General features: G+C 46.7%; 16 protein-coding genes. 6 read left to right on the top strand and 10 right to left on the bottom strand.

The genetic code is table 11. The annotated features are described in order from the left end of the window. Positions 1 to 33: 33 nt before the first annotated feature. Positions 34 to 1719 (bottom strand): dihydroxy-acid dehydratase, encoded by a 1686-nt coding sequence (gene ilvD / locus QUA23_RS15920; protein ID WP_333077250.1) that lies wholly within the window; start codon positions 1717 to 1719, stop codon positions 34 to 36. Positions 1720 to 2138: 419 nt separating this feature from the next. Between ilvD and QUA23_RS15915 the strand changes: the two genes are divergently transcribed. Then, the gene (locus tag QUA23_RS15915; protein WP_333077249.1) at positions 2139 to 2981 is read left to right on the top strand and encodes a pentapeptide repeat-containing protein; all 843 of its coding nucleotides are present in this window, start codon (positions 2139 to 2141) and stop codon (positions 2979 to 2981) included. 80 nt (positions 2982 to 3061) lie between these two features. Then, positions 3062 to 3925: a sulfite exporter TauE/SafE family protein gene (locus QUA23_RS15910; RefSeq protein WP_333077208.1), complete on the top strand. Its 864-nt coding sequence runs from the start codon at positions 3062 to 3064 to the stop codon at positions 3923 to 3925. Positions 3926 to 4018: 93 nt separating this feature from the next. Here QUA23_RS15910 and QUA23_RS15905 read toward each other — a convergent pair whose 3' ends face one another. Next, positions 4019 to 4819 (bottom strand): hypothetical protein, encoded by an 801-nt coding sequence (locus QUA23_RS15905; RefSeq protein WP_333077207.1) that lies wholly within the window; start codon positions 4817 to 4819, stop codon positions 4019 to 4021. 371 nt (positions 4820 to 5190) lie between these two features. Between QUA23_RS15905 and QUA23_RS15900 the strand changes: the two genes are divergently transcribed. The 3 genes from QUA23_RS15900 (at position 5191) to QUA23_RS15890 (ending at position 8697) form a co-directional block, all read left to right on the top strand. Continuing rightward, positions 5191 to 5517 (top strand): hypothetical protein, encoded by a 327-nt coding sequence (locus QUA23_RS15900; protein ID WP_333077206.1) that lies wholly within the window; start codon positions 5191 to 5193, stop codon positions 5515 to 5517. A 59-nt stretch (positions 5518 to 5576) separates the two neighbouring features. Beyond that, positions 5577 to 6116, top strand: coding sequence for a GIY-YIG nuclease family protein (locus tag QUA23_RS15895; protein ID WP_333077205.1), 540 nt, complete (start codon positions 5577 to 5579; stop codon positions 6114 to 6116). A 1609-nt stretch (positions 6117 to 7725) separates the two neighbouring features. Then, positions 7726 to 8697 carry a polyphosphate kinase 2 family protein gene (locus QUA23_RS15890; protein WP_333077203.1) on the top strand — a complete coding sequence of 324 codons (972 nt, stop codon included), beginning with the start codon at positions 7726 to 7728 and terminating at the stop codon, positions 8695 to 8697. 285 nt (positions 8698 to 8982) lie between these two features. Here QUA23_RS15890 and QUA23_RS15885 read toward each other — a convergent pair whose 3' ends face one another. The 4 genes from QUA23_RS15885 to QUA23_RS15870 all read right to left on the bottom strand — a co-directional run bounded on the left by QUA23_RS15885 (position 8983) and on the right by QUA23_RS15870 (position 20447). Then, positions 8983 to 10305 carry a response regulator gene (locus tag QUA23_RS15885; protein WP_333077202.1) on the bottom strand — a complete coding sequence of 441 codons (1323 nt, stop codon included), beginning with the start codon at positions 10303 to 10305 and terminating at the stop codon, positions 8983 to 8985. A gap of 105 nt (positions 10306 to 10410) precedes the next feature. Continuing rightward, positions 10411 to 14538: an ATP-binding protein gene (locus QUA23_RS15880; protein WP_333077201.1), complete on the bottom strand. Its 4128-nt coding sequence runs from the start codon at positions 14536 to 14538 to the stop codon at positions 10411 to 10413. 72 nt (positions 14539 to 14610) lie between these two features. After that, the gene (locus QUA23_RS15875; RefSeq protein ID WP_333077200.1) at positions 14611 to 14787 is read right to left on the bottom strand and encodes a hypothetical protein; all 177 of its coding nucleotides are present in this window, start codon (positions 14785 to 14787) and stop codon (positions 14611 to 14613) included. Between the two features lie 152 nt (positions 14788 to 14939). Further along, the gene (locus QUA23_RS15870) at positions 14940 to 20447 is read right to left on the bottom strand and encodes a PAS domain S-box protein (protein ID WP_333077199.1); all 5508 of its coding nucleotides are present in this window, start codon (positions 20445 to 20447) and stop codon (positions 14940 to 14942) included. Between the two features lie 230 nt (positions 20448 to 20677). On the opposite strand from QUA23_RS15870, the gene QUA23_RS15865 reads away from it, so the two are divergent. Beyond that, positions 20678 to 24490 carry a glycoside hydrolase family 2 TIM barrel-domain containing protein gene (locus QUA23_RS15865; RefSeq protein ID WP_333077197.1) on the top strand — a complete coding sequence of 1271 codons (3813 nt, stop codon included), beginning with the start codon at positions 20678 to 20680 and terminating at the stop codon, positions 24488 to 24490. 153 nt (positions 24491 to 24643) lie between these two features. Here QUA23_RS15865 and QUA23_RS15860 read toward each other — a convergent pair whose 3' ends face one another. From QUA23_RS15860 to QUA23_RS15845, 4 genes are all read right to left on the bottom strand, one after another. Then, positions 24644 to 24880 carry a toxin-antitoxin (TA) system antitoxin gene (locus QUA23_RS15860; RefSeq protein WP_333077196.1) on the bottom strand — a complete coding sequence of 79 codons (237 nt, stop codon included), beginning with the start codon at positions 24878 to 24880 and terminating at the stop codon, positions 24644 to 24646. A 91-nt stretch (positions 24881 to 24971) separates the two neighbouring features. Next, positions 24972 to 25217 (bottom strand): HNH endonuclease, encoded by a 246-nt coding sequence (locus QUA23_RS15855; RefSeq protein ID WP_190745880.1) that lies wholly within the window; start codon positions 25215 to 25217, stop codon positions 24972 to 24974. A gap of 50 nt (positions 25218 to 25267) precedes the next feature. Next, positions 25268 to 25702: a KGK domain-containing protein gene (locus QUA23_RS15850; RefSeq protein WP_333077194.1), complete on the bottom strand. Its 435-nt coding sequence runs from the start codon at positions 25700 to 25702 to the stop codon at positions 25268 to 25270. Between the two features lie 80 nt (positions 25703 to 25782). Further along, the gene (locus QUA23_RS15845; RefSeq protein WP_333077193.1) at positions 25783 to 25971 is read right to left on the bottom strand and encodes a hypothetical protein; all 189 of its coding nucleotides are present in this window, start codon (positions 25969 to 25971) and stop codon (positions 25783 to 25785) included. Positions 25972 to 26052 lie beyond the last annotated feature (81 nt).

The following is a 26052-nucleotide window of genomic DNA, read 5'->3' as shown; positions in this document are numbered from 1 at the left end:
CTGCGTTCATCTGCGGTTAAAAAAATTCCTACTTTAACCCAAACCCAAATCAGTCACAGCACCGACACTGCTAGAAGAAACCAACTTAGCGTATTTAGCCAAAACGCCCTTAGTATAGCGAGGTTTAGGAGGCTGCCAAAGAGCGCGCCGCTGCTCCAATTCTGCATCAGAAACATTGAGCTGCAACAAGCGATTTTGAGCATCAATTGTAATCGAATCACCCTCTTGTACCAGAGCAATTGTCCCGCCAACTTGCGCTTCGGGTGCAACGTGACCGACAACCATGCCGTAAGTTCCGCCAGAGAAGCGCCCGTCAGTAATTAACCCCACAGAATCGCCCAAACCGGCGCCAATAATTGCCGAAGTTGGTGCTAACATTTCGCGCATTCCCGGCCCGCCTTTGGGTCCTTCGTAGCGGATGATAATCACATCTCCGGCTTGAATTTTGCCCGCTAAAACTGCATCCAAACAATCTTCTTCAGATTCAAATACCCGCGCCGGGCCGGTAATTAGCGGTTTCTTAACGCCACTAATTTTAGCAACGGCTCCTTCGGTTGCCAGATTTCCTCTCAAAATTGCTAAATGTCCTTGGGCGTAAAGCGGGTTGTTCCAAGAACGGATGACATCTTGGTCGGTGCGGGGTTCGGCTGGAATATCTGCCAACACTTCAGCAACAGTTTGACCGGTAATTGTCAGCGCGTCTGGGTGCAGTAAACCCTTTTCTAGCAACATTTTCATTACTTGGGGAATGCCGCCGGCTTTGTGCAAATCGGTTGCTACATATTTGCCGCTGGGTTTGAGGTCGCACAGCACCGGCACTTTCGCTCTAATAGTTTCAAAATCGTCGAGGGTCAGTTCAACGCCGATCGCATTGGAAATGGCTAATAAATGCAGCACAGCATTGGTTGAACCGCCGATCGCCATAATTACGGCGATCGCATTTTCAAAGGCCTTGCGAGTCAAAATTTGGCTCGGTAACAACTGTTTGCGGATCGCTTCCACGACAACTTTTGCAGATTCGGCAGCGCTGTCAGCTTTTTCGGCATCCTCAGCAGCCATTGTCGAAGAATAAGGCAAACTCATGCCCATTGCTTCAAAAGCACTCGACATCGTATTTGCTGTGAACATTCCGCCGCAGGAACCTGCACCCGGACAAGCTTTCTCTTCCACTGCTTTGAGTTCTGTTTCGTCAATTTTGCCCGCGCTGAATTGACCGACTGCTTCAAAAGCGCTGACAACGGTTAAATCCTGTCCGTTGTGGTGTCCTGGTTTGATCGTGCCGCCGTAAACAAAAATAGCAGGAATGTTCATGCGGGCGATCGCAATCATCGCCCCCGGCATATTTTTATCGCAACCGCCGACAGCCAGCAACCCGTCCATACTTTGGCCGTTGCAAACAGTTTCGATGGAATCCGCAATCACATCTCTCGACACCAGAGAATATTTCATCCCTTGAGTTCCCATCGAGATTCCGTCGCTGATAGTAATCGTACCGAACATCTGTGGCATCGCGCCGGCTTCCCTTGCACCCGCAATAGCCCGCAAAGCGAGGTCGTTCAATCCCATATTGCAGGGCGTAATCGTGCTGTACCCGTTGGCAATCCCCACAATCGGCTTAGTGAAATCGCCGTCACCAAAACCGACTGCCCGCAGCATTGCTCGGTTGGGCGCGCGCTGCACGCCCCCAGTCACAGCTTGGCTTCTCAAATTTTCAGGCATTTTAAAATTTCCTTTGTCTGTTGACAGTTGACCGTTGACAGTTGACAGTTGACAGTTGCCAGTTGCCAACTGCCAGCTCGCCCAAAAACGAATACAAGTTTCCGATAATCGTCGTGGTGAGCCCATAATTTTAGACCAAAGTTCCGGCTCCCAGATGAATCTGTGGAGCAAATCTAAAATCTAAAATCTAAAATCGACTGACTCAGTGCCGAGCGCCGAGAGTTTTACCCTATTGTTGATTTTCTCAGAAGCTTTGATATTTGTCAGACCTTTTAGGAGGCAGTGGCACAGCAGTGTCCCGAAAGCAGTGCAAAGATTCTACAGATAGTACAGCGTGCAGAGTGAATACCGTAGTTATCTGGGATGATGTGGTAACACCCATCACTCTAACGTTTAAAAAAAATTGCGAGGCGAATGACATGGAGGCCGATCGAATTCTGAGGCAATATGCGGCCGGAGAAAGAAATTTTCGAGAGATTAACCTCGTCGGGGCCGACTTAAAAGGGGTAAACCTCAGCGAGGCTAACTTTACCAGAGCGAATTTCCAAGACGCAAACCTCAAAGGCGCTAACCTGACGGGAGCGAACTTGCGTGAGGTGAAATTGGCAGGGGTGGATATGACGGAAGCCAACCTCAGCGAAGCAAATCTCATCGGTACCGATTTGAGCCGCGCCAATCTCAGCGGGGCTAACCTGATGGGAGCCAACCTGCGCGGCTCAATGGCAAGAGAAGTCAACATGACCAAGGCTAATTTGACCGAAGCTAACTTGACAGAAGCCAACTTTACCGAAGCGAATTTGTTTGCGGCCAACTTAACCGACGCTAGCATGATTCGCATTAATTTGATGAAGGCAAATTTGAGTTGGTCAACTCTCAAAGCGGTAAACCTGACAAATGCCATCCTCAGCGAGTCGCTTTTAGAAAGAGCTAACCTGAATCAGGCAATTCTCAGCGGGGCGATGGTGAGCGGGGCCAACTTGGCTGGTGCAGACTTGCGCCAAGTAACGATGGTGGGAGCTAATCTGAGCGAAGCTAATCTGAGCAATGCTAATTTGAGAGTTGCTAATGTGAGTTGGTCAACCCTGGCAAGAGCTAATTTGAGCGGAGCTAACTTGTACCGGGCCAAGCTGTGCTGGTCTAATTTTAGCGGGGCTGTTTTGGTGGAAGCGGTTTTGATTGACGCTAATCTCAATCGAACTAACTTCCGCGATGCAGATTTGAGGCGGGCAATTATGCCCGACGGCACGACTAATGATTCTTAAAATTTGATTGTTGACTGTTAACTGTTAACTGTTAACTGTTGACTGTTGACTGTTAACTGTTGACTAATGACTAATGACTAATGACTATCACTGAATTATTGATGTTGGGTGCGGCGGGAATTTTTGCCGGAATTCTAGCTGGATTTTTGGGTATCGGCGGCGGTACGGTGCTCGTGCCTTTGTTGGTGGCTCTCAATTACGCCCCGGTACAAGCGGTTGCTACTAGCGGTTTGTCGATCGTCATTACAGCTATTTCTGGCAGCATCCAGAATTGGCGCATGGGCTACCTCAGCTTGAGCCAAGTCGCAGGCATCGGATTTCCAGCCGTCATCACAGCACAAATCGGTGCTTATTTGGCGGGGATATTTCCGCCTTATTTGCTGTTACTTACTTTTGGGTTGTTGCTGTGGCTGAATATTTATTTGATTGAAGTTCGCAAGCGCCTGACAGCTAAGAAGAAAGCGGAACTAGAACAAGGGGAACTGGGAGGACAAGCGGGACAAGGAGAAAATGCTCAATTACCAATTACCAATCACGAATTACCCAATAATTCAAATATTTTATTCCATCCAACTTTTGCTAAAATTGCTACCGGCAGTGCGGCGGGTTTATTAGCGGGTTTGTTCGGCGTAGGCGGCGGCGTAATTATGGTTCCCCTGCAAATTTTGCTGTTAGGAGAAAGCATTAAAACCGCAATTCAAACCAGCTTGGGCGTCATCGTCATCACGGCAATTTCTGCGACGGCGGGACACGCGGCGCGCGGGAATGTTTTGTGGGTTGTGGGGTTAATTCTTGGCGGCGGCGGTTTGTTGGGCGCGCAGGTGAGCACGCGGTTTTTGCCGAGATTGCCCGATCGTATTGTTAGTTTAGCTTTTCGATCGCTCTTGGCAATCTTATCGATTTATGTTTTCTGGCAAGCTTGGCAAAAATTTAGTAACGGGTAATGGGTAATTGGTAAGGTGCGCGACCCGGCGCACCCTACGAAAGAATGCGGGAAGATGCCCGCGCTGCACCCTAGGAAAAACGAATAAGTAAGACTAATTTGCTGATAGTTTCTTCACGGCGCGAGTCAGACGCTGCAAATAAGGCTTGACAATTTCTTGATTTTGCCTCTGCAACTCGGAAACTTGCTGCTGCAAATGCTGAATCTCGGTTTGCAACATCCCTGCATCTATTGTGGGTCGATCGAGCAAATCCTGCAATTGCTTCAGAGAACCTTGGATTTCATTCAAGTCTACTTCGTTCGATCGCTCCTGTAACTGAGCCGTAATAGTTTTAACTTCAGTTAACTTTTCGCCCATCAATAAAAATCGGACGTTGACATTTTCCCAATCATGCTCTCTCAGGGCGCTAGTTTCCAAAATGCGGAGTTTTTGCTGCAAATCGGAGAGGATCGTGTAGAGTTCCTGAGAATCTGCAGGCAGCGCCTGGGCTTGGCGTTCGAGGGAGGCTACGGCAGCTTGTACCTCGGCGATGGCCCCGGATTCCAAGCCCTGGAGTTTCTGCTGCAAGTCAGAGACGGCGGTGTAGAGTTCCGCAGGTTCTCCAGGTAGTATCTGAACTTGCTGCGCTCGACGTTCTACTGCGGCCTGTACGTCCGCAATCGCAGAATTTGCCTTTTGTTGCATTTGTTGCTCGAAACGCTGGCGATTGGCGAGATTCAGCGAGAGTGCTGCGGTTAAAGGGGCGGCAGCGTAGACAATTTGGCCCGACAATCCTGCAGCAATCGTGCCAATCGCTGAACCAGCAACAGAGGCGTATTCTACCAATTCTAGCCAGTCCGGCTGGTTCGGGGCACTTCTCAAAGCTGGGAATGATGCTTTTTCAATCTTCTGCATAGCCTTTTAGTCGTAGTCGGATAGATGGCGATACGGACATGATAAAAGCGATCGGCCAATAAATCAGGGCTATTTGTCAAAATTTCCTGATCGTGGTATTTTCATTGACCGAAAGCATCCAGGATACAAGCCGCCGGATTCATCCGTAGAGAAATAAAAAACCTGTATCCGATAAACAAGGCCCCGAATTGATCCGTGGGGTCAATGCTTCAATTCTTTAATCTCAAATCTCAAATCTCAAATCGATTGACCTCCTGCCGAATACCTCCTGCCTTCACAAGGGTCAATCTCAGGTAAAATTCATGATTAAGTCGATCGCTCAACGGTTAACCAATAACCGTTAACCGCCATCTGTCAGGAGTATACAGAAAATGGGTCTTAAGATTATTGAAAGCTACGATAGCAGTTTTGTCCTCGAACCAGATGCTAAAACTGCACTGTTCGGTTTGTTAACCGGTGAAAGCTTTGTCAAACAAGTAGCGCTACAATTGCAATGCTCGCGCATTGAGTTTGCCGAGTTACTTTTTCAGCCAGTCCCTTACAGCAGCGAGACGCCGAAGGGAATGCCTGCGGAATTTGAAAAGTATCACGAATCGAGCGATTTTGCGATCGTCAACGTCCCGCCTAATTTCATGTTCCAAGCCAAAATATTTAAACCCAGCCGCCTCTGTGCAATTTATCGAGTTTTTAAGAGTTAGGTAAAGGCTGGTTAATCTGTGGTTTAATCTAAAATCTAAAATCTAAAATCTAAAATCGGATGACAGAAGACATTCAATCTCTCGCCAGCTTAGAATTCATTCCCTACATAGACTCCGAGGGAAAATTGCCCGATTTTGTCCAGGGAAAAATCGGCGTTTACGCGATTTTTGACAACGAAAAAGTCCTGCAATTTGTCGGCTATTCTCGCGACATTTACCTCAGCCTTAAACAGCATTTGGTACGCCAAACCCAATATTGCTACTGGCTGAAAGTCCAAACTATTGACAAGCCCAGCCGCACTATTCTAGAAAGCATTAGAGAAAGTTGGATTGCCGAAAACGGTTCCCAACCCCAGGGTAACGGTGCCGATGCTGCCAAGTGGAACGATCCCATCGACACAAAAACAGTAATGACGGCCCAAGAAACGGCAAGTTATGAAGGTATCTTCGCCGATGAAATTGCCAAAGATAAATTGTTGAAAAATGTCGCGCGGCGCGTGGAAAATGAAATTTTTGCGCTGCTGAAAGCTCGCGGCGTAACTGAAGAAATCCGGTTTAATCCGAAGCTAAAAACTAGCGGATTGCTGGATTTAAAGTAAATACGCTCTCTGGTCACTTCCCCACAATCAGCCCCTGTTTGTAATGAGGAATCCTATCAAATCCGATAGCATCGGAATTAATTAATATTACCCACAGCTTTCAAGACGGCGCCATGCCCATTGGTCTCAACTTAAGCTTTTAGTCCGCCAGTCCTCCCGCTCACCGGGCTGTCTGCCAGGAAAGGAATTCCACGGGGCTTATAGCGAAAGTCCTCTACAAGAGGACTGGATAATTTATTAGTCCTATGCAAGAGGAATTTCGCTTTGAGGCTCTTGTTTCAACCCCTGACGGACTGACAGACTATCAGTTTTCCCTTAAGTGGACACCAATAGCCCTTGCCCTGTCCATAATCCCCACGCCGGAAACGGCACTGCCGTTTCCCTACAGATGCTCGCGTACAATCTATCTGATATCATGTCCGGTTGAATAGTTATAATACTTTTGTCCCATCATGCCCGATGCCCGATGCCCGATGCCCGTATAGGATTTATAAGTAATTAACCGGGCTTGATATGATATATCCTCTGGGTCTGTTAAATTTTAAACTGAACTTCCCCCGGCAAATATACTTACACAGGCTCAAAAGCATCTCATCACAAAGGTTTCAATTGTTGAGTAAAAAATTGTGTACCCATGTAGATGATTGATATCTGTTTGTGATCTGCAATTATATTGAATCTACAACAATTGAGCGCGAGATCCTGCGTCAGCTATTGCTGATAAATGGGTACAATTTTTCAGCTCAACAGTTGCATCCATTGTTGACTAATAGTTTGAGGACTGTTAGTACATTTCTATGGGGGAAGTCCAGGTTAAAACAGCCCAAAGCTAGACTGGGCATGGGTTTGAAGCACTTTGGTTGCTACAGGGTATTTTCCGCGCCACAAAGCAGTGAAGTTCAGGGCTATCGATAAACCACTGTTCTTCTGTAAGCGGTTCGAGATAGTTTCGTTAGCCATTTGATTACTGTATTAGCTTTTCTTACAAAATACTGTAACTTTATCGGAATACTTTACTAGAAGATCAAGCAGAATCTTCTCATAATCAATTGCAAAAAGCAAGCTAATTTTTATTTAGTTCCGAAAAAGTGAAATAATCGAAGCCGGGTACTAAACTTTTGATGTTCTTGATAAATAGCGCTAATGCCTAAAATTTTCCATCTAGCAATACGTCTTTAGTTAGAAAAAATAGACTTATTTCGGAAAAATCTCGGAGTTTATATCAGTCTTTTGTTAGTTACTACTGTAACTCGATAGGTTTACCGTATTTTAATGATTACGAAAACTGTATAGGAGATTAGCTGAGCAATCACGTATATCAACCTGACTTTTCAAGCGGCAGGCGCACCGTTACTTTATGTTGCCAGTTTGCCTCATAATCCGAAGGGTCAAGCAAATTTGAGTTCAAAGGTTTTTTCAGTTCAAACTATTACTGACTTAAAAGGCAAAAAGTTTGCGATGTGAAGTAATGGCAACCGCCTAGATAACCCAGTGTTACTCAAGCTGCCGATGGAGTAGCCAAAGCCTGCTCCAGAGGTAAGTTTTCTTAACTTCCTATACAGAATGCTCTAGTGTAAACACCTACCTAACTACCTAATCAGGAGATGTCATGAGCCAAAAAAATAATTCAATAGATAGCAGTTTGGGTACCACCTTCAACGCTGCACAAGCTGAATCTAACAAAACTAAAAAAGCGGCAGCCCAGGCCACAAGCGACTTTGCCGAAGAGATGGCACCTGAGAAAATCGTAGTGGAGGAGCCACCACCCAAACCAGATTATCCCCGCTATCGGGTTCACCCTGGACAGCCCATCAGTTTAGCAACTCTAGATCCTAACGCCTCTGAGAATTACAAGAAAAAGAAGTCTGTTGAAGAAGAACTGGAACAACAGCGCCAGCGTTTGCAAAATTTACAAGAGCGATTGTATGCCGAACACAAACGCAGTTTGCTAGTTGTGCTGCAAGCGATGGACACGGGTGGTAAAGATGGCACCATTAAACATGTATTTGGTGGTCTCAATCCGCAAGGTTGCCAAGTTTGGTCTTTTAAAAAGCCTAGCGATGAAGAATTGAACCACGATTTTCTGTGGCGCTACCACCAGCGAACACCTCAGCGGGGTATGATTTCGATCTTCAATCGTTCGCATTACGAAGATGTGTTGGTTGTGCGCGTGAAACAGCTAGTACCAGAGAGCGTTTGGCGGGAACGTTATCACTTAATTAACGAGTTCGAGCATATGCTCACTCTGAACAACATCGCTGTTATTAAGTTCTTCTTACATATTTCTAAAGACGAACAAAAACGGCGATTGGAAAGTCGGCTACAAGACCCAGATAAGCATTGGAAATTTTCCAGCAACGACTTGAAAGAGCGCCTGTTTTGGGATGACTATCAAGCAGCGTTTGAGGATATGATAAACAATTGCTCAACTGCTCATGCCCCTTGGTACGTGGTACCTGCTAACAATAAGTGGTACCGCAATTTAGTGGTTGCGCGGACGATCGCAGATACTTTAGAGGCTATGAACTCACAATATCCTCCAGCAGAAAGTGGTTTAGAAAATATTGTGGTTCCCGATTAAACGGGACTTCCCCCATAGAAATGTACTAACAGTCCTCAAACTATTAGTCAACAATGGATGCAACTGTTGAGCTGAAAAATTGTACCCATTTATCAGCAATAGCTGACGCAGGATCTCGCGCTCAATTGTTGTAGATTCAATATAATTGCAGATCACAAACAGATATCAATCATCTACATGGGTACACAATTTTTTACTCAACAATTGAAACCTTTGTGATGAGATGCTTTTGAGCCTGTGTAAGTATATTTGCCGGGGAAGTTCAGTTTAAAATTTTGAAATTTATTAAAATTTAACAGATATCGGAATCTGCACAATTAATTTGGTTCCTAGGCCCGGAGCAGAAATACAACTGATTTGACCTCGATGTTTTTCCACTACAATATCGTGACTGATTGCCAACCCTAATCCAGTACCGCGGCCTACAGGCTTCGTAGTAAAAAATGGGTCAAATATCTGGTGGCGCACTTCCTCACTCATCCCACAACCGTTATCGGCAATGTTAATCACAACGGATTGATTGTTTGGAGTGGCTAATATTGAATCGTGATTGTGCAGCGCAGCTTCTGACTCAAAATCTACTGAAGTGCTGATGGTAATTTTTCGGGGAGAAGGTTGAGTTTCCAGGGCATCAATAGCATTACTTAGCAGGTTCATGAACACCTGATTTAACTCACTGGCGTAACAAGTGACTCTTGGCAGTTGGCTGTAGTTTTTAATGACCTCTATCTCACCAGCTTTGTTTGCTCCCTTCAACCGATGCTGCAAAATAACTAAAGTATTGTCAATGCCTTCATGAATATCCACTGGTTTGTACTTTTGTTCGCCAAGGCGGGAGAAGTTCCGCAAAGACATGACAATTTCGCTAATCCGAGAAGCACCTTCTGTCATCGAATTCAGCAGTTTTGGATAATCCTCTGCGATGAATTCGGGTTGAATCTCGTCCAATTCCCCAATAATTTCTGCAACGGGGTGGGGGTAGTAATGTCGGTACAATTCAACGAGGCGAAGCAAATCTCGCGCATACTCCGCTGCTAGAGCAATATTGCCGTAGATAAAGCTGACGGGATTGTTGATTTCGTGAGCAATTCCTGCCGCTAGCTGACCTAAAGAAGCCATTTTTTCCTTCTGTATTAACTGAGCTTGAGTTTTCTTGAGTTCAGTTACGGTTTGTTCGAGTTCTTTGGCATAGGATTGTGTTTGTTGGAACAACTGGCGTTGCACGAGTTGATTTGAGACGCGGGCGAGAACTTCTTGTTCGTGAAACGGTTTTGTAATATAATCTATACCACCAACTTCAAATGCTTTGACTTTATCTAATACTTCATTCAAAGCACTGATAAAAATAACTGGAATATCTTTGGTTGTGGGAGAAGCTTTCAATGCTTCGCAGACTTTGTAGCCGTCCATACCGGGCATCATGATGTCGAGCAAAATCAAGTCAGGAGGAGTTAACTCGATCGACCGCAGCGCTAGTTTGCCGTCGGGTGCTGTGCGTGTTTTGTACCCTTGCTTCGAGAGTATTTGAGCTAAAAGTTGCAAATTAGCCGGAATATCATCAACAATTAAAATATTCCCTTTTAAGACGGGAGTTGGTTCGGAATTCATATTTAGTTCGGTAAAATAACCTTTATAGGTTTGTAGTGAGTACGATCGCCAGATGGGGTTTTATGAGGACGATCGTACTCACTACAAACCTATCTCATATCCTTATTATTTTGGTTCGGGATGGATGAGATCTAGTATTTGATTGAACTGAAACTCGTTAGCCAATGTGGCTAGAGCGCTAGCTAAAGCGTCATTGCGATCGCGAATTTGCTCAATGTGGATCAGAATTAACTCTAAATCGCACTCAATTGTGGCTTTCTCTAAAGCTGCCAGCCAATCTGCGGGTAAAACTGCCAGAGTCTCTGGAGTAGGAGCCTCGATTTGATTTGACGCGGGAACACTCTCCGGTTCATCGTAAATGTAACGCACTCCCAGATGTTTGTGCAGGGTGGCAAAAATTTCTGTATCTCGGAAGGGTTTGTGGATAAAGTCATCGCAATCATCTGATACAGTAACGCTTTGCGCTTCCTCGGCGTTACCGGCACTCACGGCAATAATTGCCGTAGCTTGACCTTTAACGGTGGCTTTAATGCGTTTGGTTGCTTCATGTCCATCCATCACGGGCATCCACATATCCATAAAAATTAAGTGTGGCTCAAAACTCGACCACATTTCAATAGCTTCCATGCCATTGCTGGCTTCTTGGAGTTCAAAGTTAAAGCCACCGAGGAGTTTGATCAGCAGTTGGCGGTTGTCCGATTGATCGTCCACAATCAAAATACGATAGCGTGGCTGGTTGCGTTCCATGGCTATCACTCGACGCGGTGGCTCTACGGGTTGAGTCGCCGGGGCACCAACGGCACTGACGGGGATATCAAACGCAAAGGTGGTGCCGCGTCCTACTTCACTGCGTACAGTAATCACGCCGCCCATCAGCTTGACAAACTGTTGGCTGATAGCCAGCCCCAAGCCTGTTCCTTGCTGAGATTTGGTTCCTGTTTTGGTTTGCACAAAGGCTTGAAAAAGCTTATCTAACTCATCAGGATCCATGCCGGAGCCAGTGTCTTCTATTTCAAAATGTAATTGGTAATTACTGATTGGTATTTGCTGATTTTCACTCTCCCTCACCGCACTTACTCTTACCGCAATACTTCCTTGTTTGGTAAACTTGATCGCGTTAGAAAGCAGATTAATTAAAACTTGACGCAACTTAAGTTGATCGGTTTGCACGTAGTCGGGAACTTCGCTAGAGCAGTCAAATATTAACTGCAATTGTTGCTCCATTGCCTGGAGTTGAAACATCTCTTTCAGATCGTTCAACAGGCTGCTTAATTGAAAGTCTGTTGGGTTGATTGTAATGCGCCCCGCCTCTATTTTGGCTAAATCTAATATTTGATTGATTAGAGCGAGCAAGTGTTCTCCGCTGCGGTTGATAATGCGGATATTTTCCTGTTGTTCGCGAGTGAGGTTGGTAGAGCGCTGCATCAATTGGGAGAATCCCAGAATTGCGTTTAGCGGGGTGCGAAGTTCGTGGCTCATATTTGCTAGGAAAGTGCTTTTGGCAAGGTTGGCGGCTTCTGCGGCCCAGGCGGCTTGTTGAAGCTGTACTGCTTGCTGTTGAGTGGCTTCGAGCAATTGAGCTTGTTGTAAGGCGACTCCCAATTGGGTGCTAATTTGCAGCCCAATATTGATTTCTGCTTCGCGCCAAGTGCGGGGTCCAGAATTTTGATAGCTGGCGAGCAAACCCCAAAGTTGACTGCCGCAAAATATGGGGAAAATAGCGTAGGCTTGAGCTTGAAATTGTTTTAACAGTTCTAGGTAACAAGGACTCAAGCCAGCGCTGTATATGTCTTCAATTATGCGGTAAGGAACGCCTCTAGCGTACATACCGCCTTGATTTTTTTGTAGATAGGTATCCAGGACTGGTGTACCGCCGGCTTGGATAGTTTTCACGGTACAGCGAGAGTCTTCGACGAGAGTGTTTGGCACATTAAAATCGTCAGGTTGCATCAGAGATATCCAGCCGGCAGCCATTGATTCGGCAACAAATTCCCCGCTCCAATCAGGATTAAAGCGATAGATACCGACACGATCGCATTTTAGGGTTTGTCGCAGTTCCGAGGTTGTGGTTTTGAATATTGTGTCAATATCTAAGGATTGACGGATGCGATCGATCGATCGGGCGATGGCTTGTTCTCCCAGGGCGCTTTCTCGCAAAGCTGACTCGGCTTGTTTGCGATCGCTAATATCCAAGACAGTGCCGAACCAACGGAGCAACTGCCCTTTTTCATCATAAACAGGTTTCCCTCGAACTTCAATGTAACTGAGCGAGCCATCTCTTCGGATCAGCCGCAGATCAATTTCAAAGCTTTGCCCCGACATAGCTTGAGCGCGCACCATTGCCAAATAGCGCGATCGATCTTCTGGATGAAAACGTTCGATTAATTGTTCGGTTGGCAGCGGTTTTTGAGTAGGATCGAGCTGATAAATGCGATATAGTTCCTCACTCCAAGTAGTTCTTTTTGTGGCGATATCGTGTTCCCAACTGCCAATACGGGCAATTTTTTGGGCTTCCAGCAGTCGGGCTTCCGCCAACTGGCGATCGCTAATGTCGCGCGCTACCCAAACCGCAGAGCTATCCGACAGCGGCGAAATTTTAGCAGCAAACCAAACTTCTTGGTTATTAATCTGCAGACTGTAATCAAAACTAATAGTTTGTTGAGCTTCCAATGCCTGTAGAACTTGAGCGAAATAAATCTCCTCGCTTTCCTCATCAAAAAATTGTTCGATGATGGAGTCGATCTGATTCGTGTGATAGTTGTATTGAAAAATCCCTTTTGTAGGTATAATTTGGATAGTTTTTTCTTGCACATTAAAAATCAATACAATATCTGTAATAGACTCAAATATTTTCACAAATTGCTCAGTAGAACTGTAAAGTTTTTGTTCGAGCAATTTGCGATATGCAATTTCAGATTGTAATATTTCGTTAGCACCAGCTAAGGCGTAGCTACGTTCGGCAACTTCGGTTTCTAAAGTGCGATTGCAGTCGCTTAAGATTTTTTCATATTGTTTGCGCTGTGTGATGTTATAAAAAGCATTGATGGCATAAATAATGTTTCCGCCTTCGTCGAAAATGGGTGTGGCGCGCACCTCAAAAGGAATAAATTTCCCCTCTCGATAAAGTTCTATATCTTCAAGGAATACCGTTTCGCCGCGCAGTGCTCGGAATGCGGGCAGTTCTTCAATTGGATACGGCTGGTTTTGGCGGTACATTTGATAAACTTCTACGGCTTCTTCTAAAGTCGCATCGGGGATAGTTTCTACGCCGAGCCAATGCTTGGCAGTTTCGTTGAAGTACACGACTTTACCGGAGGCATCGTGAATAGATACCCCTGCTGGTATGGCTTCGATAAATTGCTTGAGTTGGCTCTCGCTGTGCGCTAAAGCTTCATTTAAAGATTTTTGGTCTGCAAAAGCCTGTTGCAGTTGCGCTGCCATAAGATTGAAGGAATTGGCGAGTTCTCCGACTTCATCCAAGCGTTTAATTTCTAAAGGTCGATCCCATTCTCCTTTTGCAACATTTTTGGCAGCGGTATTCAAACGCATAATTGGCTTTGTCACCCAACGGGAAGTCAACAATCCGGTCGCGATCGCCAGCGGCAGTGTACCGGCCAATAACCACAATCTGTTGCGCGTATTTGCTTGAATCGGAGCCATGAAATCAGACTCTGGCACAACCACCACAATCAACCAATCCAAACCACGGACATCTCGATAGGGAGTGAGGCGGACAAACTGCCTATCGCCCTTGTTCGCCAGGGTCAATTTCTCGGTTGTTTGCAACGTGCGGAAGTTGCCAAAGCGGTTGGTGAGTTGTCGAGCAATATCTCGCGTTCGGGCATCCTTGCTGTTGGTGGCTAGTAATGGCGCCGGTTGCTTTTTTGCAGGCGTCACCAAGGGTGTTTCTAGTGTGGATGTGGCAATCAGATTACCCGATCGATCCATAATAAAAGTTTGTCCCGATGCAGAGAAGTGCAGCCCAGCCAGAAAGGTATTGATTGCCGACAGTCCGTTATTATCGGTGAGGCGATCGCTAATTCGCTCTCCTACTTGTTCGATTAACTGATGCGCTACATCTTCGACTGATTCCTGACTACTTTTGAAAGAAAGATAGCCCACTAGCCCAACTACACTTACCGTTTGCAAAACTAACGGAACAATCAGAACCGTTCGCAGCGGAAGCTTGCTGAAAAATTTGGCGGTTAGGCGGTTGAAGTGATAAATGGGCATGGGCGTAAACCAATTGCGCTGATAATCGTATTTTAACTTCTGTAGCGTGCCTTTCCCAGCAATTGGCGCGCCCTAAAAACTTGGAAAATTGCCGCCCGGTTCAATACAGCCAACTACTAGCGAAGATTGGACGCGGATGGGAAAATTTGCTTCTGTTAGTTCTGTTTCTAGCTGTTGGAAATTTGATTCATTTTTACTGGCAAAAACTGTGATAAGTTTTCTAATTGCTTTGTGTGTATCGGTCATCATGTTGTTAATAAAAAGCCAGCGGTGGCGGGTTTATAAGATTGTAGATTATGGGCAATTATTATTGGTGAACCCACCCCTACAAGATTTAACATCATACAAATCCGCATCAAACAGAAACGATCTTATTTGTGCGTTCATCGAACCCGATCGCCCTAATGCAAATTTGTTAACTTGGCTAAAACGGTGGCTAAGAGAGCGGGTTCGATCGGCTTTGTTAAGTGTTCGTTGTAACCAGTGGCGATCGCCCGATCGCGGTCTTCTTCGCTAGCATAAGCTGTTAGTGCCACGGCCGGCAAGCGCTTGATTTGGTCTGATGCGGACGATCGCACTTTGCGGATCAGCGAGTAGCCGTCCTCAACGGGCATACCGATATCGCTGACTAAAATATCCGGCGGCGACTGCTGTAAAATGTCGATCGCCTCCGCAGCCGAAGCAACCGCCGTCGCAGTCGCCCCGCACTGTTCGAGGGCAACCATCAAAAACTCGCGGTTGTCGGGTTCGTCGTCAACTACCAACACCTTTAAACCAGCCAAAATACCCGCAGGCGTTGGATGGAATTTCCTTTCTCCTCTCAACTGCGGCTGCTTACTACGAGGCTGTTTGAATGGCAGTGTCACCGTAAATGTCGCACCCTGGTCTTTACCGGGACTTTCCGCAGTCACAGTGCCCCCGTGAAGTTGCACCAAATGCTCAACGATCGCCAATCCCAGTCCCAAACCGCCCTCAGCCTTAGTTTTCGAGGCGTCTGCTTGTCGGAAGCGATCGAACACGTAGGGCAGAAAATCAGCAGGAATGCCCTTTCCGGTATCGCTGACAGTAATTTGCACGTAATTGGGTGATGAGGAATCGCTAACAGCCACCGCAGACAAGCGCAGTTCGACATTTCCCCCCGAAGGCGTAAACTTCACGGCGTTAATCAGCAAATTCCACACTACCTGCTGCAACCTCTGGGCGTCGCCCCACATCAAGCCGACTGCGGGGTCAAGTTCTAACGAAACGGTGATAGACTTGGTTTCGGCTGCCGAACGAACTGAATTATGAGCCGCCTCGATCGTCCTTACCATGTAGAACCAGCCGGGTTTCAGGGCCAGCTTGCCTTGAATAATCCGGGAAACGTCGAGCAAATCTTCCACTAGCTGGATCTGCACCTTCGACTGACGCTCGATGGCTTCCAAACCCGAAGCTAATTTATCTTGGTTGTACGGGTGGCCGCGCAGGATCTGTGCCCACCCCTGAATCACATTTATAGGCGTTCGCAATTCGTGGGAAAGAGAGTCTAGAAACTCGTCTTTCCGGCGGCTGATCGCTTCTGCTTCCGCCCGCGCGGCCTGTTCGCGATCGAGCAACTGAGCGCGTTGGGCCTCGACTTGCTTGCGATCGCTGATGTCGGCGACGATCGACATACAGTTGATGTTGCCGTTGCTGTCGCGGACTGGAGTTGCCCACAAACTGATGTCGATCGAGCTGCCGTCTTTCCTTTGGCGGTGGGTTTCCATGCCGGCGATCGCGTGTCCTTCGCGAATTTTTTTCAAATTAGCGGTGAATTCCTCCCGCTTGTCTGCGGGAACGCAGGGCACAAATTGACCTACCGCTTCTGATTCATGCCAGCCAAAAATCCTCTCGGCGGCTGGGTTCCACATTTTCACAGTCCCGTCGTCGCAGTCCAAAACGGTAATTGCTAGGGGACAAGCCTGAATCAAGGCTTCTAAAGTTTGATGGATGTGAGATCGCGCGGCTTCTGCTTGTTTGCGATCGCTGATATCGACGTTCACCCCGATCATCCGCGCAGGCAAACCCCGATCGTCCTGAAACACCTTCGCCCTGCAAGCAATCCAGCCCACGCTTTTGTCCGGGCGGCAAATGCGAAACTCTATGTTTAATTCCTCCCCGGACACCGCCGCAGCTTTTACCTGCTGTTGAGTCAAAGCGCGATCGTCTGGATGCAGCATTTCCACCCAACTTTGATAGCTGTCGATACCACCGGCCGGCAGCCCGTACAAAGCCTCTAACTCCCGCGTACACGCGATCTCGCCGGTTTGGATGTTCCATTCAAAAGTTCCGATTTTCCCTGCTTGCTGAGCGATTTGCAGCCGTTCTTGATTGTGTTTCAGTTCTGCTTCCACCCGCGATATCTCAGTCAAGTCGATGTAGAATGCGACGAGCGTCTCTGGTTCGCGATCGTCCGGGCACAGAGTGGTTCCGCCGATCAGAACCGGCACGCGGCTGCCATCTTTGCGGATGTACTCTTTCTTGAAAGGAGTTGCGACTCCCTTAGCCCGCAGTTCTTGCGCCGCCTGGGCATCTAGGTGCAGGTATTCGGGGGGGGTCATAATGTCCCACCGCATTTGACCGGAGAGCAGGTCTGAGCGGGTGTAGCCGACCATGTTGAGCAGGGATTGGTTGGCGTAGGCGATGCGGCCGCTAAAATCGCCGATCGCGACTCCGAAAATATTTGACTCGAACAGCCGCCGGAATATCGCTTCGCTTTGCTGCATTACCCGTTTTGCTTGTTTGCGATCGGTGATTTCGGCAACCACCGTGCTAACTCCCAGCAGTGTTCCTGATTCATCGCTTACTGGGTAAAAGCTGATTTGCCAATCCCGCAAAACTCCCGGCTGTTGCTTGGTTTCGGCCTTAATTTCCAAGTCGAGTACGGGGGTTTGCGTCGCCAGCACTTGGCGGTAAATCGGCTCTACCATATCGGCAATTTCGGGAATCACTTCTCTGAGGGTGCGCCCGATGTGATCTGCGATCGCGCGGCCGTTGATCGCAGCAAGGCATTGGTTCATGCGGATGTAGCGCAAATTGGTATCGAGAAAGCACAGCCCGACTGGTGTTGTGTTGTAAACTAAGTCGAGTTCTGCTAGTTGGCGGCGAATGCGTATTTCGTTTTCTCGAAGTTGGTTTTGAGCTTGTTTGCGATCGGTGATATCGAGTACGAAGAATGCTCCTTTGTCTGTGCATCCTTGGAAGCTTCCGCCGCCGACTAAAACGGGGAAGCGCGTGCTGTTTTTGCGGATCAATTCTTTTTCATAAGGCGCGCAACTTCCTGATGCTGCGACTTGCGCGAGGGCGATGCGATCTAGTTCTAGATATTCCGGCGCCGTAAATTCGTTCCAGCGAATCTGTCCCGAAACTAATTCTTCTCTCGTATATCCGATCATTTCCAGCAAGGCGTCGTTAGCGTCCCTAACTTCGCCGCTGGCATCCCAGAAACCGATGCCCATCATGTTAGATTCTACCACGCTGCGGCAGCGCATTTCGCTTTCCCGCAAAGCTAATTCGGTTTGTTTGGCTGCGGTAATATCTGTGATAATTAGGCCGACTCCGATTATTTCTTCTCTTTCATTTTTCACTGGGTAGTAGTTGGCGAGCCAGTAGCCAAAGTCTCCCGCTTTTCCCGGAGGTTCGCCGCTAATTTCTAGGTTTAAAACAGGCTGACCAGTTTCTAAGACTTGCTGAATTATTGGGGCGAATTGGGCGGCGCATTCTGGCAACAATTCCCGGAAGTCTTTACCAATATGCTGTTCTGCGGGCAAACCGTGGAGTTCGGCTAAAACTTGATTGATACGGATGAAGCGCATTTCGATATCGAGAAAGCAAATTGCTAAGGGAGATGCTTCTAATAGCGAATCAATTAAGGCAAAGGATTGCGAAGTTTGAGATAGTGCTTCCTGCGCTTCTGTGTAAAGTCTGGCGTTGTCTAGGGCGATCGCCACGCGATATGCTAAATCTTCTAGCATTGCCAAGTCTTCTGCACTGTAGCGGCGGCCAAACTTTGACGTAAAGCAAGTGATGGAACCCATTACTCGCCCGCGGGCTTTCAGCGGTACGCAAGCGTGAGATCCGATATTGAGCGATCGCAATATTTCCATTTCTGCGGAATTTTCCGCTCCTGCTGCTAGAATCTCCTCATCCACTTCGGTAATTAGTTCGGATTTCCCGCTGCGGATTACCAGCGGATAGCCGTTAACAGCATTGTCGGCGCTCAAACTTCTGATTCTCAAGTTATTCAGAGTATCAACTATAGAGGCTTCTGCGTGAGCCGCAGCGACTCGACGCACTTTTGAGTCGGTTTCGGTCAAATGAATGCAGCACCCGTCGGCGATCGAATTTATTGCTAATTCTGCTACCTTTTGCAGCACCGTTTCCCCGTCAAACGCATCAGCCAGCATTTTGCTGACTTCTGCTAAAAATGCCGAGCGCTGCTGTTCTATTTCCGCTTTTTCCCTTGCTGTTTGCTCGATTGTTAACTGCAATCTTTGAGTTTCTGCAAGTTTTATTTCTGTGATATCGCGGGCGACAATTAAGGCCGATTCTGGTACGCCATTTTTGTCCAATTCTGGAACTACGCGGGATTGGTAACTTCGGATGCCGTTAGTTGAGAAAGCCTGAAATTCGACAATTTCTTCTTGACCTGTTTCTAACACTTTGTGCAGGGTTTCATCCCACATCTGGCACATTTCTGGCGACATTCCTATTTCTTGACAGGTTTTACCCAGGAAGAATGAAAGCGGTTTTCCTTGGCTTCTTTCAACTGCTTGATTGACATAAATATAACGCTGTTCTTTGTCAGCGCGGATAATGATGTCTGGCGTATTTTCTAGCAGCCTTCTCAGTTGCTGTTCGCTGCTTGCCAATGCTGCTTGCGCTTGTTGTCTTTCCGTGACATCTCTCACCGTGCCCACGTATCCGATGAGTTCGCCGGAGTCCGAGTACATCGGCGAGGAACAAACGTTAATCCAGCGCACAATCCCCTGTGGTGTTTGCAGGCGATACTCGATCGCATATTCCCCACCTTGCCGAGTATAATCCAGCCATCGGCTCAACACGCGATCGCTGTCTTCCGGGTGAATGCAATTCTCCCAACCGTCTCCTAAAAGTTGTGTCAAACTTAAGCCGCAAATAGCCTGACAGCGAGGGTTTGCATAGGTGTAGCGCCCCTCAAAATCTGCCATAAAAATGCCGACAGGCGAACAGGAACTTAAACAGCGAAATCGTTCTTCTTGAGCTTGCAGCGCTTCTTTAGCTACTGTTAGTTCTGCTGTGCGTTGTTTGACGCGGCTTTCTAGCTTAGTGTAGGATAAAGCTAGGGCTATTTCTGCTTCTTTGCGCTCAGTAATATCAATGCCAGTTGCTATCACATATTCTACCACCCCCTCGCCATCTGTCGTCACAGTATTCGACCAATAAATTAAGCGCTTCTCGCCGTTTTTAGTACGCCAATAGTTTTGATATTCGCTGTTATAATTTTCGACTTTTAGCTTGGTAAAAACAGTTTTAACTGGAGCTATTTCTTCGGGGATTAAGAACAAATCCCACACATATTTATTGATTACTTCTTCTGTCGAGTAGCCTGTAGTTTTTTCGCAAGCTTGGTTAAAGCGGACAATCCGTCCTTGGCTGTCGAGAACTACAATTAAGCAAGCCGTCGTGTCAATTACTTTGGAAATAATATTACGTTCTATTTCTAGTTCTTGTGCTGCGGACTTTAAGCCAGCATACCAAGCGCTAACCATTGCAGCGGCCAAAAGTAATATTGCAGGAGCTGCCTGGAAGGAAAACAGTAACAGAGTTGTCAGCAGTAAAGCGGTGCCGGCACTAAATGTAGCAATACTGTAAGATTTAATGGGTAAGGGCAAGACCTCAAACTCGCTCATTTTTGTTGACCTGTAGCGATGGCGCGATCGCACTATTGCTGATGTCGATGAAACAACCTGGTTAAAACTTAGTTAAAACTAAGTATTTATTTTCTCTATACAAAACCACATTTGTCGGTCCTCTGCCATCTTCCCAGAGACAGATTGGCAGGGGGATTTCTGCTGAATCAACTGCTATCATAAGATTCAGGGAAAAATTAGATAATCTAATTTCTAGGAGCAATAAGCGAGTGAATCACAAGCTGGCAAAAATTATCGGGTTATTTTTCGCAGCGGCCACCCTCTTTGGATTCGTCGGTTACGCGCTGCAAAATCCCAACTTCGCCAGCAACTCAGCGATATCGATCGGCTTCCCCAATCTTACCACGCTGGCCGCCGGGGCGATCGACAACAAACGATCCCAAATCTATCTCAACGGAACTTGGCAATTTGTCCCCGCAGTTGGCAACCCCCAAAACCCCCCCGTCTCCCCAAATTGGGGTTCCATCCAAGTACCCGGAGACTGGCAAAAAGAAAACAACGAATCCGTACCCGGAATCATCACTCGCGGCAGCGGCAAAGATTGGGAAAACTTCAACAGTAAACAACTATCAAAAGCTTGGTATCAGAGAAATATAGACATTCCCGGCGACTGGACAAACCGCCGAATTTTTCTCGACTTAGCCAGAGTCAGCACCGATGCAGTCATCTTTGTCAACGACATTAGCTGCGGTGAAATCCCCTGGCCCTACGGCACTATTGAAATTACCAAAGTAGCAAAACCAGGTCAAAACACCCTATCTATTTTAGTGGTGGCAGTATCCGATGAAAAGGAAAAAGCCGTCATCATGGGCCCCACAGAAATCTACACAGAAAAAGCCAACTTGCAATCGCGGGGAATTATCGGCGAGGTACGACTTCTGAGCCTTCCCCCCGGCCCGCTGATTAGCGACGTATTCGTCCAAACTTCCACCCGAAAAAAGCAAGTTAAATTAGATGTAGAACTCAAAGACGTTGCCCAAAACGGTCAAGTTGAATTAATCGCGGAAATGCTCGACGAAAAAGGCAAAGTACAACAAAAATTCACCGCAAATGCCAAGGTTCAAGCTAAACCCATTCAAACCCTACAAGTTCAGTGGAATTGGCCAAATCCCCGTCTTTGGGATGTCGGGCAACCAAACCTTTACACCCTGCAATTAGAAGTAAAAGGCAGCGGCATAGACACGCAATACCACCAACCTTTTGGCTTCCGCGAATTTTGGATAGAAGGGCGCGAATTTTTCTTAAACGGAACTAAATTTCGGCTGCGACCAATCTTGCACTCGGATACTTGGCAAGGCGGGACATTAGAAGTTGCTGATAGCCTAATTGACAGCTACGTCAAAGCCGGTTTTAACATAACAGAAATGTGGCCTTGGAATCACGACGAACGGGGTAAGTGGCACTTCCGAGAGTTATTTTCCGAAAGAGCAGACCTCAAAGGTTTTCCCATTATGGCTCCCGCTTTAGACATTAGTCCTATCGCTTGGAACGGCAAGTGGAAGAATCCCCTCTGGAAAAACCGCTGGAAAGACCGAATGGTGACTGAAATGCGTCGCTACCGCAATCATCCATCAGTATTAATGTGGGCGACAAGTCCTAATTTTTTCGGCAACGCTGACGACCTAAATCCCCGTCGCATCGGCAAAAGCAAAGTAGAAGGAACTCTCAGTCCCTCCGAAAACCAGCGTTTGCGGGTCAACACTCCCCTAGGAAATGACGCTATAGCTGCGATTAAATCGGCCGACCCAACCAGGCCTGTGATGGTACACCAAGGCGCACACTTCGGCGATGTTTATGCGCTGAATTCTTATTTAAATATAATTCCCTTGCAAGAACGGGAAGAGTGGATTTCTGAGTGGAGTAAAACCGGCGAAAGGCCCTACATGGCAGTCGAGTTTGGGACTCCTCTGCACGCAACGATGATGCGGGCCCGCAAAGGTTTCGGTCAGGCGATTGTCAGCGAACCTTGGATGACTGAGTTTACGGCAATTTATTTGGGCAAGCAGGCTTACGAGTTGGAAACGGCGGCTTATAAATCTAAAATTCGGGAGCAGTTTGTCAAGGGTCAGGAGTATCAAAACTGGCATTTAAAAAAAGAGTTGGATTTTGCACCAGCTTTTCAAAAGTTGCAGCAGTTATTCAGTACAAATACTTGGCGGAGTTGGCGGACTTTTGGAATGTCTGGGGGGATGATTCCTTGGAATGACGGACATGGTTGGGAAGTTTCGGAAGCTGGCAAAAAAAAGGTAGATATTTGGGCATTTCAACCGGGGCGCCGGGGAGTTTATTTGAAGCAAGTCTCGAATAATCTTTTGAATTATTTGCAGCCCGAAGCTTACACTGTTCATCCTGGGGGCGAGGCAATTATGAATAATAATAGCTCGACTTTGGCTTGGATTGCTGGTGCTAGCCCGGTTTTTACTGCGAAAGATCACAATTTGTTGGTGGGCGGAAAACTGGCAAAGCAAGTAGTGTTAATTAACGATTCGCGGGCGGCGCAAGAATTTTCGTTGGATTGGCGGGTTTTGGTGGGGGGGAAAGAAGTAAAAAAAGGCGATAACAAAGGGATAATTGCTCCGGCAGCCACGCTGTTTTTCCCAATAGACGTAAATTTGCCAAATACCATTTCTAGCAAGGCTGACGGCGAAATACGCTTGACTGCACGGGTGGGCGAGCGATCGCATTCTGATACATTTGCTTTCCGGGTTTTTCCCAAACAATCTAACATCAAAGATACGCTGACAATCTTCGATCCAGCGGGCAAAACATCGGCTATGTTAAAACAATTAGGTTATCAGCTTGTACCGTGGAATGGTTCGCAAGTTTCATCGCTATTAATTATTGGTAGGGAAGCGTTTTCTAGCGGGGAAAACTTGCCGGGAAGTTTAGAAAGTTTTGTCCGAAACGGTGGCAAAGCAATTGTGTTTCCTCAGCGCAGGGAATGGCTGCAAAATACGGGTTTCCGGGTTGCTGCCCACGTCAGCCGCCGCGCTTATCCAGTTGACAGCAACCATCCGGCAATTAGCGGTTTAGACAGTGAAGATTTGCGGGATTGGGTTGGGGAAAGCACGCTGGTTGAAGCTTATCCAGATACGATCAAAACTGGCCCTAATTTGAGTCCGGCAAATAAACCTTGGTACGGCTGGCGTTGGGGAAATCGTGGCGGTGTCAGTAGCGCTTCAATTGAGAAACCGCACCGCAGCGGTTGGCGTCCCATTTTGGAATCTGAGTTTGATTTAGCTTATTCGCCGCTGATGGAATTGGATTACGGAAAAGGGCGCCTGATTTTAAACGAGTTGGATTTGGAAGACCATTATTCTGTAGATGCTGGGGCGGCGCAGTTAGTGCAACAAATTGTGAGTTACGGCATAAATTCTCCGGTGGTTGGAAAGCCGGATCAAGTGGTTTTAATTGGGGGAGATGAGGATGCCCAAAAGTTGGACAGTTTGGGGGTAATTTATCAGCGCGCTAGTTCGCTTTCTAATGATGTTGGTTTGGTCATTGTGGGGAGAGAAGCGAATCTGAAAGATGCAGATTTGCGCGGTTATTTGAATGCTGGTGGGAAGGCGTTTTTCTTGCCGCGTCAAGTGCCTGCTGCGGGTTTGGGCGTGGGTTTGCAGCAAGCGCAGGATTTTGGTGGTTCGCTGGCGGTTCCGAGTTGGGATGAGGTGAAGGGGGTTAGCGCCTCAGATTTGCGATCGCGCTCTTTTTATGATACTTGGTTGATTAAGTCTGGCGGAGAAATCGGTGCTGACGGTTTGTTAAGTCGGGTAAAAGTGGGCAAGGGTGTGGCGATTTTTTCTCAGATTGAACCGGACAGTTTGAATGCTGATACTAAGACTTATTTGCGTTTTACTCGCTGGCGGCAAACCAGGGCAAATGCTCAGATTTTGGCTAATTTAGGGGCGAGTTTTAAGGCGGATGGTTCTGTGTTTAACGGTTCGAGTCGGGAGTTTTATCACTGGGATTACAAAACGGATTTTGAGTATGGGGACGATCCTTATCGGTATTATAGATGGTAGGAATAAGGAAGTTTAGCAACGGATTCGCTCCACGGATGTAACTGAGATGTTGCACCATTCTCAATTACTTGCGGGTTCTTGACAATGGTGCAAGATGTGAGATGTAACGGATGGAAGGAAGAAGGAATAATGTATGAGTATCCAGCTGTAGTTTCATAGATTCCCTGTCCCAAATTCGTCTGATAACGGTTCATCAAAATCATTACTTGTCCAGATTGCTCCTGCGTGCAATCCTGCTGTACGCTGCTTAGTTGGGGAGGCGATCGGCGCTAAACGGACAAGGGGAATGCCGCCTTCTGTGAGAACAACCTCTATGCCTTTAAGTGCTAGAGATAATAACTCTTTTAAATTTGTCTGTGCTTCTTGCACGTCAACTGTTTTTGTCAGCATTGCAGTTATCCGAGCTAGGGATTAAAAGTGCGATCGAACAGAGATTAGCAATTTCAAGCTTAAATTGCTGATTTTATTATACTGTTAAATATCAAAGGTCAAAGTGTCGCCTGAAGCGCGGGTCTAATTTGTCTGTTTTCTTTTGGTTGCAGGTGCCGCAGAGGGTTTGCAAGTTGCTGATGTCGTTGCTGCCGCCGCGGGCTAAGGGGATGATATGATCGATCGTCAGTTGGGTTTCTAGTTTGGTTTGGCCGCAGCTTTGGCATTGGTATTTATTGCGATCGAATACGTATTTTCTGACTTCGGGGGGAATGGGAATTCTTGGGGTTTTAGACATGATGATTTTTAACCGCAGATGAACGCGAATTAACGCGGATGTTTGATGAATTAACTGGGTGAGTTTTCTTGATTGAGAAGTTGGCGGCGCAAATCGTCCAGGGGAGATTCTGGTTTGCTAGTTTCTGACTCGTTGTTTTCTGGTGTTTCTTCGACTTCGGGTTCGTCGGGGCAAAACTCTATAGTGACATTGAGTTTGAGCTTAATCTTTCCTTTCTTCCAGCCCTGAGCACCCACTCTGAGAATTTCACAATCTATACCTTGACCAAACCATTTATCATATGAAAAACGCTTTCGGTTATTATCAAAATTTACCTCGATAGTTAGTTGCTGTTCGATTAACGACTTATTGAGTGTCTCTCCTAACCCATACTCAGGCAAAACTCTATTTACTGTTTCCTTGAGCTTTTCTACTTTAAGCATTGCGTTACCGAAAGATAAAGCATCCTCATTACCGCAGTTGTGAAAATCAAATTTATCTTCCATATTGATATCTAACCTAATAGGTTTTTTGGTAATGAGTTTTAACCGCAGATGAACGCGAATTAACGCGGATGTTTGATAGCTCAGTCGGCAAATATTTCGTCATAAATGTCATTTTCCGCACTCAGCCAATCTTGATAAGCTTGGGATACAAGCATCGGTTGAACAGATTCTTTCCCACTTTTAAAGAAGAGGGCTAGGTTCAGAAGTATTTCTAACTTATCCTCTGGAAGTTGTTCGATTATTGTTAAAAGTTTTTGGCGAATGTTCATAGGATTAAAGTCGCTCTTTGTTGGCTATTATAACACAATAAACAGAATAAAGAAACCGGGCGAATAGAATTCGCCCGCCTT

The sequence above is a fragment of the Microcoleus sp. Pol1C5 genome, assembly GCF_036701115.1.
GTDB lineage: Bacteria > Cyanobacteriota > Cyanobacteriia > Cyanobacteriales > Microcoleaceae > Microcoleus.
Note: the sequence above shows the minus strand (reverse complement) of the source record. Positions and strands in the feature narration are given on the sequence as shown.